Source organism: Streptomyces sp. ISL-1 (assembly GCF_018614585.1).
In the GTDB taxonomy this organism is placed as follows: domain Bacteria; phylum Actinomycetota; class Actinomycetes; order Streptomycetales; family Streptomycetaceae; genus Streptomyces; species Streptomyces maoxianensis.
The window spans coordinates 60,452-72,874 of the sequence record NZ_JAGGOI010000004.1 but is presented as its reverse complement, the minus strand read 5'-3'; the positions used below and the strand labels follow the sequence as shown (position 1 = coordinate 72,874).

6 protein-coding genes and 3 pseudogenes are annotated in these 12,423 nt (G+C 72.3%); 5 read left to right on the top strand and 4 right to left on the bottom strand.

What is annotated here, in order from left to right:
* Window positions 1-328 precede the first annotated feature (328 nt).
* From J7E87_RS02360 to J7E87_RS02350, 3 genes are all read left to right on the top strand, one after another.
* Window positions 329-1,315 carry a hypothetical protein gene (locus tag J7E87_RS02360; protein WP_215089297.1) on the top strand — a complete coding sequence of 329 codons (987 nt, stop codon included), beginning with the start codon at window positions 329-331 and terminating at the stop codon, window positions 1,313-1,315.
* Window positions 1,316-1,378: 63 nt separating this feature from the next.
* Window positions 1,379-3,226 carry an HSP90 family protein gene (locus J7E87_RS02355; RefSeq protein WP_215089295.1) on the top strand — a complete coding sequence of 616 codons (1,848 nt, stop codon included), beginning with the start codon at window positions 1,379-1,381 and terminating at the stop codon, window positions 3,224-3,226.
* A 2-nt stretch (window positions 3,227-3,228) separates the two neighbouring features.
* On the top strand, window positions 3,229-6,168 hold the full coding sequence (locus J7E87_RS02350) for a hypothetical protein (protein ID WP_215089293.1): 2,940 nt from the start codon (window positions 3,229-3,231) through the stop codon (window positions 6,166-6,168).
* A 378-nt stretch (window positions 6,169-6,546) separates the two neighbouring features.
* Here the strand turns inward: J7E87_RS02350 and J7E87_RS02345 are convergent.
* A pseudogene (locus tag J7E87_RS02345) lies at window positions 6,547-6,750 on the bottom strand (IS30 family transposase); the annotation flags it as partial.
* 2 nt (window positions 6,751-6,752) lie between these two features.
* On the opposite strand from J7E87_RS02345, the pseudogene J7E87_RS02340 reads away from it, so the two are divergent.
* Together J7E87_RS02340 and J7E87_RS02335 are read left to right on the top strand one after the other, a co-directional pair.
* Window positions 6,753-7,034: pseudogene (locus J7E87_RS02340) on the top strand (transposase); the annotation flags it as partial.
* A gap of 51 nt (window positions 7,035-7,085) precedes the next feature.
* Window positions 7,086-7,387, top strand: a pseudogene (locus J7E87_RS02335) (ATP-binding protein); the annotation flags it as partial.
* Here the strand turns inward: J7E87_RS02335 and J7E87_RS02330 are convergent.
* The 3 genes from J7E87_RS02330 to J7E87_RS02320 are packed head-to-tail and all read right to left on the bottom strand — an operon-like array spanning window position 7,365 to window position 12,420.
* Window positions 7,365-9,359 (bottom strand): vWA domain-containing protein, encoded by a 1,995-nt coding sequence (locus tag J7E87_RS02330; RefSeq protein WP_215089291.1) that lies wholly within the window; start codon window positions 9,357-9,359, stop codon window positions 7,365-7,367. The pseudogene J7E87_RS02335 and the gene J7E87_RS02330 overlap by 23 nt on opposite strands.
* Complete coding sequence (locus tag J7E87_RS02325; RefSeq protein ID WP_215089289.1) at window positions 9,356-10,636, bottom strand: KH domain-containing protein; 1,281 nt, start codon at window positions 10,634-10,636, stop codon at window positions 9,356-9,358. The genes J7E87_RS02330 and J7E87_RS02325 overlap by 4 nt, the downstream gene beginning before the upstream one ends.
* On the bottom strand, window positions 10,633-12,420 hold the full coding sequence (locus J7E87_RS02320; protein ID WP_215089287.1) for a hypothetical protein: 1,788 nt from the start codon (window positions 12,418-12,420) through the stop codon (window positions 10,633-10,635). The genes J7E87_RS02325 and J7E87_RS02320 overlap by 4 nt, the downstream gene beginning before the upstream one ends.
* Window positions 12,421-12,423: the final 3 nt, after the last annotated feature.

Sequence of the window (12,423 nt, the reverse complement as noted above, 5' to 3'; positions counted from 1 at the left end):
GTCAGCCCGCCGTCCACTCCAGAGAAGCGGAATCTGGAGTCTCCATCGGGAACCTGCTCGCCCAGACCGCGGCGCCACTGGTTTCGGGGACAGCCGTACCCTGCGCCGTGTCGTCTCCGGTCCACCCGCCCACGTGCTCGGCCGCCAGGGCCCACAACAGCTCGATCACGAGCCGGAGTCGTAGACGTGTCGGCGGCGACCGGGAGGGGCGAGAGGACGGGACTCGGACCGGGCCCGTGAAGCGCCGGTGAAAACCCTGTGGAAGCGGTGTCAGTAGGGCCGTTTATGCTGCACCGGACGATCACGCGGGACCAGGGGAGGGCGCGGCATGTTCGGCAAGCTGTTCGGCAGGGGTGCGGAGAGACCGGTCGCGGATCCGCACGCCCTGCCCGTCCCGCGCAGGCAGAAGAACGGGATGTACACGCTGCGCGCGCTCGGGGACACGCGGGTGCTCACGCTGGTGGAGGCGGCCGACGCGGGTGACTGGGCTGCGGTCAAGGCGGCGCTGGCGCCCTTCGACCTCGGCCGCGACCACCAAGTCCTCGGTGAGCTGGCCGACTTGGACGGGGTGCAGGACTGGATCGGCCGGGCCGTCGAGGAGGACAAGGAGCACCGGGCGACGGCCCTGCTGATATCCGGGACGCGCCACATCAGCTGGGGCTGGGAGGCGCGCACCGCCGAGCGTGCCGTGAACGTCACGCAGGAGCAGTGGCGGGTTTTCCACGAGCGGCTCCACATCGCCGAGGAGCAGCTGCTCGAGGCCGCCGCGTTGCGGCCGGAATGGGTCACTCCGTGGCGCCGCCTCCTCACCTCCGGCCGCGGCATGTCGCTGGGCCCCGCCGTCAACGAGACCCGGTTCGACGCCGCCCTGCGCCGCGACCCACTCGACCTGGAGACCCACCTGGAGTGGGTGTCGCAGTTGCAGCCCCGTTGGGGCGGCGAGCCCGGCGAGGCCCTGGCGTTCGCCCGCGACGCGTTCGCCCGCGCCCCGCAGGGGCACCGGCTCGGCTGCGTGATCGCCATGGCGCACATCGAGGACTGGGTGGAGTCGGACAGCGGGGACTGCCTCAAGACCCCCGAGATCCAGCAGGAGTTGCGGGACGCCGCCGACCACGGCATTCTCCACCCCGCCTACGCGTGGCGCCCGGGCTGGCAGCACGACTTCAACATGTTCGCCATGGCCCTGTCGCTGGCCGGTGAGCGCCACACGGTCCGGCGCGTCTACCAAACGCTGGACGGCGCCTACACCAAGTGGCCATGGACCTACTTCGCGGAGCCCGAGAAGCAGTTCGCCCGCCACCACCGCCGCGCCTGAGCACCCGCCGGCCCCGGTGCCGCCTGCCAGCCACCCGTCGCCCCTCCCACTCCGGACTGCCTGATGACTCTTCCCGACACCGCCGTCGACCCGGCCGGCGCCGACCGCACCTTCCAGGTGGATCTGCGCGGCCTCGTCGACCTCCTCTCCCACCACCTCTACTCCAGCCCTCGCGTCTACCTGCGCGAACTGATGCAGAACGCGGTGGACGCGCTGACCGCCCGGCGCGGCCTCGAACCTGCCGCGCCCGTCGACGCCTTCGGCATCCGCCTGTACGCCGACGGTTCGGTGGTACGCGTCGAGGACGACGGCGTCGGTCTCACCGAGGCCGACGTGCACACCTTCCTCGCCACGATCGGCCGCAGCAGCAAGCGCGCCGAGCGGATCGCCGAGCAACGCGGGGACTTCATCGGCCAGTTCGGAATCGGCCTGCTCTCCTGCTTCCTGGTCGCGGACGAGATCCACGTCCTGAGCCGTTCCGCCAGCACTCCCGACGCCCCCGCCGTGGAGTGGCGGGGACGCGGCGACGGCAGCTACACCGTCCGCACCCTGCCCGCCTCCGCCCGCCCCCGGCCCGGCACCACCGTCACGCTGACGCCGCGCACCGACGCGGGCGAGTGGACCCGCCCGGAGCAGGTTCACGCGTTGGCCCGGCACTTCGGCTCCCTGCTGCGCCACCCGGTGACCTTCGACGACGGCACGGGCAGCCCAGGCGCGTCCGTCAACCCCGAGTCGGCACCCTGGGCGCGTACGTACCCCACGCCGGGAGCCCGATCCCGTGCGCTGGCCGCGTACGGCGAGGAGGTTTTCGGGTTCACGCCGCTGGACACCATCGAGCTGGACCTGCCGGCCGTGGGCCTGAAGGGCATCGCGTGCGTGCTGCCCGAGGCGGTGCCGGCCGGGCGCCGTCACGGCCACCGCGTGCACGTCAAGGGCATGCTGCTGTCCGAGCAGGCCGAGGAGATACTGCCCGAGTGGGCCTTCTTCGTCCGCTGCGTCGTCGACGCCGAGAGCCTGCGCCCGACGGCGTCCCGCGAGTCCTTGTACGAGGACGACACCCTCGCTGCCGTCCGCGACGCCCTGGCCGAGCGGCTGCGCGCGTGGATCGCCCGGGCCGCCGCCAGCGACCCGGACCTGCTCGCCCGCTTCCTCCAGGCCCACCATCTGGCCGTGAAGTCGCTCGCGGTGCACGACGACGAAATCCTGCGGATGCTGCTGCCCTGGCTGCCGTTCGAGACCACCGACGGGCACACCACCCTCGATGAGTTCGCGCGCACCCACCGCACCGTGCTCGTGACGTCCAGCGTGGAGGAGTTCCGGCAAGTCGCGGCGATCGCCTCGGCCGCCGGGCTCGGCGTCGTCAACGGCGGCTACACCTACGACCGTGAGCTGGTTCACCGGCTGCCCGAGATCAGGCCCGAGGTCAGCGTCGCCGACCTCGACCCGGCGACCCTCACCGCCCACCTCGACCCCGTCGACCGGGAGACGGAACTGGCCGCCGCGGCCTACCTCGCCCTGGCCCGCGACGCCCTCGCCGTCTTCGACTGCGACGTCGCGTTGCGCACCTTTCAGCCCGCCTCCGCACCCGCCCTCCTGGTGGACAGCCGCGAGGCCCGGCACGAGCGCACCCGCTCCCAGCTCGCCCGTGAGCAGGAGGGCGGCCTGTGGGGCGACATCCTCGGCGCCCTGCGGCAAGAGGCACCGCGGGCCCAGTTGATCCTCAACCAGCTCAACCCGCTGGTCCGCGCCGCCGTCGCCATCGACGCGACCGAGCTGGCCCGCACCAGCGCCGAAGCCCTCTACGGGCAGGCCGCGATGCTGTCCCGGCGCCCGCTGAGGCCCTCCGAATCGAGCCTCATCAACCGCTCCTTCCTCGACCTTCTCGCCCACGCCCTGCGCAAGGACAGCTGACGATGCCGACCGCACCCCATCCCCAGAACACAGACGAGCTGTTCCAGGCGCTCCGGGAGAACGACGGGCGTCCCTACGGCCGCACCCGCACGGTCACCGCTGAGGAACTCGTCGACGCCGCCGAGCAGTTCGCGGAATCCGTCCCGCTCGTCCACGCGCTCTTCGAACTCCAGGAGGCGTACACCTACGGCTCCGAACCCCGGAAGTCGCCCGTCGTCTTCGCCCGTCTGCTCACCCTCTTCGACGAGCAGCCCGACGTCTTCGACGAGCGCCTGCGCCACATGCTGTTCTGGCGGTTCAAGTGGGTGGCCAACGCGCTGCGCGCGCTGCCCGAGATACCGCTGGCCAGCCTGCACCAGTGGACGAAGGAGATGCGCGACCGGTACGAGAAGGCCGACCTCGGCCTCCAGCCCTACTACGGACAGGCGTACCAGCTAGCCGCCCACGTCGGCGAGGACACCACCCTCGCCTACGAGCTGTGGGCGGGCCGCAGCCGCACCAGGTTCAGCGACTGCGAGGCCTGCGAGATCTGCGAGCGCGCCCAGTACCACCTCACGGCGGGCGACGACGAGCGGGCGCTCAGCGCCTGGGAGCCCGTCCTGGCCGGGAAGGAATCCTGCCAGGAGGAGCCGGCTCGCTCTGTCTCGTACGCGCTGTTGCCCCTGCTGCGCACCGGCCGCACCGACCGGGCCCGCGAACTGCACCTCGCCGGCTACCGCAGCTGCCGCCGCAACGCCTCGATGTCCCAGGAGGTCGGCCGGCACCTGGAGTTCTGCGCGCTGACCGGCAACGAGGCACGCGGCCTGGAACTGCTCGCCGAGAACCGGAACCTGTTCGAGGAGGTCGACTCGCCGCTGGACCTGCTCGGCTTCCTCACCGGCGTGGAGGTCCTCCTCCAGCGCGTCGAGCTCCTCGGCCACGGCGAACTGCCCGCCGCCGGGTATGCGGGCCGCACCTGGACGGTGGCCGGCCTGCGCGCCGAGGTCCGCGGCCGCGCCGACGACCTCGCCGCCCGCTTCGACGCCCGCAACGGAACCACGGCCCACACTGACCGCCGCAGGGCCCGCCTCGAGAGTGCCCCGCTCCGGGAGGCGCTGGAACTGACGCTGCGCTCCCGCAGCCTCGACGACGTGGCACCGGCGGCACCGGTTGCCGCGCCCGCTGCCCGTGCAGGCGCCGCCGTCCCCGACACGCTGTCCGAACTCATCCTCCAAGCCAGGACGTTGGACGAGCAGGGGCACCCGGACGCACATGCCTGCTGGGCGCGGCTGCGCACGCTCATGGCCGCCCGCGACTACACCCACCCTGACGATCCGGCCGTGGGCCCGCTCGTGCAGCTGCGCGCGGACCTGCTGGCCGAAGAGGCGAACCGGGCGGGCGAGAAGGACGAGTTCACCGACGCCGCCGCCCTCCACGAGGAGGCCGCGGCCCTGTACGACGACGCCGGGGAGCCGGGTCATGCGGCGCTCTCCCGTGCCTGCGCCCTGCTCGCCATCGCTGAGATTCCAGCGGAGGGCGCCGACGGAGCCGAGGCGAAGGCCGCCGCGCTGATCGCCGCGCACGCGTCCCTGGTCCGCCTCCACGACGAGACGCCCGGCCTCGCTCCGTACCAGGAGGCCCGCCTGCTGCGGCTGCGGGTGACCGCGCTCGCCCTGCGCCTGCAGAACTCGGGCAGCGAGGAGCAGGTCGCGCCGGTGTTCGCCGAGGTGGACCAGTTGCACGCGTTCGCCACCCGGCACGACATCGCCGGGCAGATCTCCGGCGCCCTGCTGCTGCGGGCCAGCACCTACGCCCTCTCCGGCGACCTGCCCGCCGCGGTCACCGAGATCGACGCCCTGCTCGACCGGTTGAAGGCGCACGGCCCCGCCTGGCACTTGCCCCGTACGCTCGGACTGCGCGGCCGGTTCCAGTTCGGCCTCCGGGACGCGCAGGCCGCATACGCGGACCTCGCCGAGGGCTTGCGGCTGGCCGCCGACTGGCCGGCCGAGACCGTCGACACCACCCGCCTTCACGGTGATCTGGCCGAGGCCTGCATGCACCTGGGCCGCCCCGACGAGGCACTGCGGCACCTGACGCGCTCCGCGGAGGCGGACCTTCGCCGCGGCAGCCGGACTGATGCGTTCTGCACCTACAGCAACGCGGCCCGGCTCAGCCTCGACCTGGGCCGTGTCGAGGACTGCATCGCTCTGATCGACTCCCTTCTGGCCGAACCGGACGTCGCCGCCGGAGAGTTGGACAACCGGCTCGTCGCTCAGCTGCGCCTGACCCGCGCCCGCGCGCTGCACGCGGGGGAGGACCTCAAGGCGGCCACGGCGGAGTTCGTCACTCTGGCGGGCGAGTCGTCCGGCTGGGACGACGACATGGGGAGCCACGCCATGATCGCCGCGGAGACCGCCGTACTCCTCGGCGAGTCCGGCGAATTCGGTCGGGCCCGCGAAGTCGCGGACCAGGCACTCGCCGCCCACGCACAGGCCCCGCGTTATGAGCAGCTCAGCAACTGCCTGCGCGAACTCGCCCGTCTCCAGGCCCAGCAGCAGGGCTCCGACGGCCTGGCCGGCGCCCTCGCCTTTCTCGCCGACGCGGGCCGGATAGCCGACGAGGCCCGCGCTGCCGAATACGAGGCCCAGGGCCGTGCCCTGGAAACGGCACTGGCCTACGAACACGGGAGAGTCAACGCCTACGCAGGCGAGTACGAGGACGCACTGGCCGCCCTGGAGAAGGCCCTTGCCCTGTTCGGCGAGCCGGGACGGGAGGACGAAGGCGCCGGCGAGTGGGCCGAGTGCGTCCGCCTGGCGGGCGCCGTGGAGGGTCTCTACCTGGAACGCCCCGCCCCCGCCCTCACCCGCCTCGACGCTGCGGTCTCCCGCCTGACCGCCCTGGGCCACACCGAGGAGACCGAGCCGCTGATCTCCTTGGCGGCGCGGCTGCGCGACGAGGAGTGACGCGGCGGTGCCGGGGCGACAGTCCGCCCCGGCACCGGCGCCCACACAAGCCGGGCAGAGCATCCAGGTCCACACTGGTGGGACATCGGGAGTAAGGGCGTGTTTCGCCCGCGGGCATCGCCCTGGGCAGGCGCCCTTTTCTGTATCTAGAAGAACCCCAACTTCTTCGGGGAGTACGACACCAGCAGGTTCTTCGTCCGCTGGTGGTACGGCGGCAGCGCATCGCTGACCAGCGCAAATAGCGCCCGTCGAGACCTTGGTGGGGTCGCTGGCCCGAGAATGGTCCGGATCATGATCGATGCTGTTCCCCGGACCGGGTCCTTGCTTGAGTGGACCTTCGCCTCCTGTGCTGCTTGGTGGCCGGCTTCGAAGAACGCCACTCCTGCGTGGGCGGCTGTTGAGCTCGGCGGCGACGGCGTCGAGGTGCTCGCGGGTGTGGACGGACAGGTCGGTGTCCTTGGGGAAGTACTGCCGCAGCAGGCCGTTGGTGTTTTCGTTCGAGCCGCGCTGCCAGGGGCTGGCCGGCTCGCAGAAGTAGACCGGGATGTCCGTGGCCAGGGTGAACGCCCGGTGGGCGGCCATGCGAGGCGTCCTTCGCCGCGCTGTGCGGGGTCAGCCCCATCGAGTACTCCTCGGCCCGTCAGCAGTACCGCCGGCTAAACCGTGGTGGCGACCGGCAGGCCAATGCGGCCCTCTACCGGATCGTGCAGACCCGCCGGCGCTACGACCCGCGCACCCAGGACTACTAGGAGCGCCGCATCAAGGAGGGCAAGACCCGACGCGAGATCATCCGATGTCTCAAACGCTATGCCGCCCGAGAGATCTTCAACCTGGTCAGGCCCGCACCCGCACGACCCCCGCCATAGGGGGCATCCGGACGCCGGGCAAGGGTCCCGTCTCGCCGGAACTCCTCATTTGGGGGGTGGGAGCGGGCCGAGGACCGGCCCGTATGCGTCAGCGAGCTGAGGAACAACGCCCTGCTGCACGGCGCACCACCCAGCCGCGGCTTCCTGCTGCGCGTGCGGTACGACGGTGACGTACTGCGTGTGGAAGTGCACGACAGCGGCACCGGAGTGCCGCGTGTCGCCGACGAGCCCGACGAAGGCGGGCGCGGGTTGTTGCTCGTGGCCGCGTTGAGCGACAGGTGGGGCTCGGGGAGCGGTCACCGGGCAAAGTGGTGTGGCGCGAGTTCGGGATCAGTCGTAGCCCTGCGATTTGATGCGGATCCCGCCCGCCGCGGCCGGACCAACCCGCGCAGCGGCTGGGGGTTCCTCCGGTGCCGCCTCCGGGTCGGGGGCCGCGTCGAGTATCGCGTGGGCCTCGTTGAGAAGGGCCGCCAGGTCGCGCACCAGACCCAGTTGCAGCGCGCGCCAGGCGCCGGCGTCGTCTTCTAGCGGGGCGTAGCTGCCCGTGTGCTTTTGGATGATGCCGCCCGCGATGCGGTTCCGCTCGGCGCGCTCCGCCATGTCACGGTCGTGGTGGTAGAAGTTGCGCAGTTCGTGCAGCTGGGACATGCGGCCGTCCCAGAAGGGTGCCGCGAGCTGAGGCAGGTCCAGTACCTTCGCGGGATCCTTCTTGGGAATGCGCAGGGGGGTGTGCAGGCGCTCGTTGAAGACCTGGTACGCCACCGACAGCCAGGCCGTGAAGTCGGCCCGGTCGGCGCACTGGCGGCGCAGGCGGGCGAAGTCGTCGGGCGGTGAGGAGCGGAGGAGCTGGTAGCCGAGGCGGGCCCGCGATGCCTCGCAGACCCTGCTGTAGGCGACCAGAGCGTCCTCGGCCGCTGCTTCCCAGGTGCGGCGTTGCCGGGGGTCGGTTGCGGCGCGGCGCTGGGGCTTGGCGGCCAGCTGCTCGGGGGTGAGCTGAAGTGCGGGCAGGCGGGGGCGGGCCGGGCGGCCCACGGCTCGTACGACTCCGCTGCCCAGCTCGGCGAAGTACTTCTCCAGGACGTCCAGGCCGCCGATGCGCTGCCGGTCGCCGCCCGCGACGGTCACCAGCTCGCCCAGCATCCGGTGGTTGGGCACCATGCTCTCGTGGGCCTGCGGGGTCCAGCCGGGGCGGTGCCGCTGCGCCTGCCACCAGCGGTCGAACAGGGCCTCGTCGCTGATGCCGACCACGTGCAGGCGAATGCCCAGGCCCGCGTGCAGGTCCTCCATGAGCGACACCGGGTCCTGGGTGCCGGAGACGGACTCGCCGCTGCGTTCGTCGGGGATCGGCGCGTAGTGCGCGCCGTCGCTGACCAGGACGACGAGGCGCTCGTTGCCGGGGACGCCGTAGCGGTGGAGGAGTTCACCGGCCTTGTGCAGCGCCTTGCCGATGTCCGTGCCCGACTGGCGGTAGTTGAGGAGGGACACGGCCTCGCGCAGGCGTTGGACGGAGTGGGCGTCCGAGACCTCCTCCATGCCCCATCGGCTGGGGAACATCGGTTCGTGGTCGTGGTCGAAGCGGACCAGGGCGAAACGGGTACCCACGCCGTCGTAACGCATCCGGGCATCGATCATGGCGCCGAGTGCGTCCTTGAGGGCGTTCATGCGGGAGATGGTGGCGCTCGTGCGCAGACGGCTGAGCCATTTGTCCCCGTCGCTGGGCACCGCGGGGATGTCCTCGATGCTCATGGAGCCGCTGCAGTCCGCCAGCACGACGATGTCCACACCGCTGCGCTCGCCCGGCGCGAAGAGGGTCAGCCGGGTCTCCGGGCCGATACGGAAAAGGCCGCGCAGGGGCCGGCCGCCGTGGTCCAGGGCCTGGCGTACCCGGAAGAGGGTGCTGGAGGCGTCGATCCAGACGTCGGGGGACGTCTCGAAGCCGTGGGCGAAAACGTGGCCGCAGAGGAGCGGGGCGCCGTGCAGCACCGTCGTGGCTTCGTCGAGGGACGGGCCCGGAGGTAGTTCGAGTTCCAGTACACCGGGGGTGATCGCGTCCGCCGACACCAGCTCCCAGCCCTCCTCGGGCGTGACGCGGTGCTCATGGACCAAGGCGGCGGGGACCACCACCACGTCGGCGGGGACGCCGGGTGCGGGCAGCAGTCGTACCGCCACCGAACGGGTGCCGCCGGTGTCGTGCACCTTCAGGACGCCCGCCGACTCGTCCGTCAGCCGGGACGGGGAGACGGCGAACCGGTTGTCGGCGACCAGGCCCGGGCCGGTCGCCGTGACGAGCCGGGTGTCGGCCGCCGAGAGCTTGAAGGCAGTCATCCGCGCTCCACTTGAATCTTCACGCCTACGCGTTGCTCCAGTTGCCTGACGGACGAACCGCCCTTCCCCCGGAAGACGCCCTGGAGGTGTTCCGGTACCCGGACGAACAGGATCCGGCTGCGCGGCCGGAAGTCGGAGAACTCCACGGCGCTGGCGAGTTCGTGCCGGCCGCCGCGGCGCAGCTCCTGCAACAGGCGGTCGTAGTGACCGCGCCCTTCGACGTGCTGCTCCCGGAACCGCTCGATGTCCTCGTGTCGTGATGCGCGGTGCCCGGCGAGCAGGTCCAGGGCGGTCGAGAGGTTCGTGTCCCGCGGAGTGCGGCCGCTCAGGCCCTGTTCGAGGGTGGTGAAGAGGCGGTCGATGGCCTCCATGTCGAGCACGGTCCTGCGAGTGTTGATCAGGATGTGTCGCACGATGCTGATGCGCGGCAGCTGCACCCGGCGGCGGGTCGCCGACCTGCCCCGGCCGCTGCGGGCCACCGTGCCGGCCAGGATCATGTCGATCAGACCCTCGGGCGAGGTCGAGGACAGCTGCTGGTGGTGCGGGGTGCACAGGGCCAGGCCCCGGTTGTAGGAGCCGTATACCTGCCAGCGCCGGGCGTGCTCGGTGCAGATGCGGCGACCGCACGGCTTCATCGCCGAGAGCGTGCGGTGCTCGCAGCGGATGTAGCCGCTGCCGGTGCAGCGCTCGTGCTCGCACGCCGGGAAGCGCTCGGCGTAGCAGTCCTCGCAGTAGGCGACGGTTGGATCGCCGGGATGACGGCGCAAATGCGTCTCGCACCATGCCTTGCGGGTACGGCAGTTCGGGCCGCCGCACCAGGCGACCGCCTTCGTGCCGCACCGGCACGCGGGAGTGTGGCTGGGGCAGGATGCGCGCAGGCTGCCGTCCAGGAAGACGGCGTGCGCCTCGCAGACGCGGCCCATGCGCTGGCCCTCGTCGCAGCCCGGGCACTTGTACGGCGCGTAGGTGGTGGTGCGTGCCGCCCGGCAGGTGGTGCAGGCATGCCGGATCTCGGGGGGCTCCAGGACACCCCGGATCGCGAATCGCGTGGCGGCGCCGAGCGGCCGTGGCGCCGTGGCCGGGTCGAGGAACCAGACCCCGACCTCGCCCTCGTCGCCCAGATCGAACCGGACCCGGGGCCCGGCCAGCGGGTCCAGCGTCAGCACGGCCGGTTCCAGGCGCTCCCACAGCGCCAGGCACTCGTCCGTGGAGCGGGGGGCGCGCCGGAACTCCCGCAGATCAAGGGTCACCGGTACGACCGGAGCGTGCTGGGTCATCGGTCGGCCTCCTCACGCGGAGCCACGAGCAGCACCTCGACCGTGCCGCGCTTCTCGTCCTCGCGGGCGGTGTAAGTCGCGTCGGTCAGCAGGACGGCCCGTACGCCGCCGGGCGCCCGGCCCATCCTGCGCAGCGCCTCGCGCACCCGGGCGCGGTCCTGCGCGGGCAGGTCCCAGTGCATCAGCGCCACCCCCTGCTCGCCCGCGGCGCGGAGGGCACGGGTTGCTGTGGCGTCCTCCCACGACGCCGGCGGCTCCTCGTACCGCACCCGCTGCCCGGCGCGCGGCCGCAGCACCCGGCGCAATGCCCGCGCCTCGTCCCGGCCGCGGGAACGCAGTGGGCGGGTGAGGTCGAGGGCGCCGCCGGTGCGGCAGTAGGAGCGGAGGGCGTCCAGGATCTCGGGCGCGGGAATGTCCGGCTTGGCGAGACGGTCGAGGAGTTGGTCGGCGGTGAGGGGCGCCGGACGGTCGGGCTTCCGGCGGGGCTCCGGCTTCCGCTTCTGCTGCGCCTCATGGTTCCGGTCCGGCTGCGGCGCGGGCCCCGTGACGCGGTCCGTGAGCCAGATACGGGCCGCCGCCCAACTACCGGGGGCGAGGGACCTGTTGGTCGCACTGAGGTGGTCCGCTGTCAGCCAGTCCGGGGTGGCCAGGCCCTGGGCGAGGCGTTCGGGCGCCAGGGCGGTCCGGTCGTCGGTGTGCCAGTGGGCCAGCAGGTCGTTCTCGTTGCGTACAAAGCCGGAGGTGGCCGCCGACTCGGCCAGCTCCACGCCGAGGAACAGGGGGGCCAGTTCGTCGGCCGTCGCGTCCAGCTGACGTAAGTGCGGCATCAGTTCGGACACCAGCGCGCGCACCGCACGGCCGGCGGGCTGCGTTTTGGGCGGCCCTTCGACGCGCCTGCCCTGGTCGACTGGGAGTTCGGCGGCCAGGCCGTGGGCGATGGCCCGGGCGCGGTTCTGCTCGACCAGGGGCTGCGGCATCTGACGCACCCGCCGTCCCGTGCGCTCCAGGTCACGCGACCACATGGACAGGGCCTGCACGAGCAGTGCGTGAGCCAGAGCGCTGGCGACGGTGACCTGGGCGTCGAACAGCCGCACCGTGACATCCCCGCCGGCGTCCACCTCCGGCACCCCGAGCGGGCTGACGTCCATGACCTCCAGACGGCCGACCCGCTCCTCCTGGCGCAGTCTGGTGCGCACCCGCTCCAGGTGCTCCGGCGCGCACGAGTCCAGATAGCGGGCGCTGACTTGGTCGAACGAGCGTGACAGGCGAGCCGAGCCACCGGGTGCGACGCCGCTGGGGCCGTACAGCTGGCGGCCGGTCAGGGCGATGAGAGGTGCGGTGTGCTCCCGTACAAGATTGGTGAACACCTCGCGCTGGACCGGGTTCAGCACCTCGGCGGAGTGCAGGTCGGCGCAGAGCCCGGCGACCGGGTCGGGCTGCTGCTGCCAGCCCGTGGGGAGCAGCAGGCCGCCGCGGTGGCGGACGTCGGCGGCCACCTGGGCCACGGACGCGGCCAGGGCTTCGGCCGCGTGTGCGCGGGCCGCCGGGTCGTGCAGCGAGACGCGGCCGGTGTCGATCCACAGCGCACCGCGGGTGCGCGCGCTGCCCCGCAGGGCGTACGGCTGCTCGGACGGGCCGGCGGGGAGCAGCGGCGGGTTGGCCAGCAGTGCGGTGACCAGGTCCGCGGCGCCCCGGCCGGGGCCGGGATCGGGGACGTACACGCTATATCCCTTGGCGATCCGCTGCCTGAGCGGAGCGGAACGGTAGAGCGCCACCAGGGCCATCGT

What these genes read in the sequence shown, in the direction of transcription:
- J7E87_RS02350 (WP_215089293.1), top strand. Translation starts at nt 3,229, where the DNA reads ATGCCGACCGCACCCCATCCCCAGAACACAGACGAGCTGTTCCAGGCG.
- J7E87_RS02330 (WP_215089291.1), bottom strand. Translation starts at nt 9,359, where the DNA reads ATGACTGCCTTCAAGCTCTCGGCGGCCGACACCCGGCTCGTCACGGCG.
- J7E87_RS02320 (WP_215089287.1), bottom strand. Translation starts at nt 12,420, where the DNA reads ATGGCCCTGGTGGCGCTCTACCGTTCCGCTCCGCTCAGGCAGCGGATC.
- J7E87_RS02360 (WP_215089297.1), top strand. Translation starts at nt 329, where the DNA reads ATGTTCGGCAAGCTGTTCGGCAGGGGTGCGGAGAGACCGGTCGCGGAT.
- J7E87_RS02355 (WP_215089295.1), top strand. Translation starts at nt 1,379, where the DNA reads ATGACTCTTCCCGACACCGCCGTCGACCCGGCCGGCGCCGACCGCACC.
- J7E87_RS02325 (WP_215089289.1), bottom strand. Translation starts at nt 10,636, where the DNA reads ATGACCCAGCACGCTCCGGTCGTACCGGTGACCCTTGATCTGCGGGAG.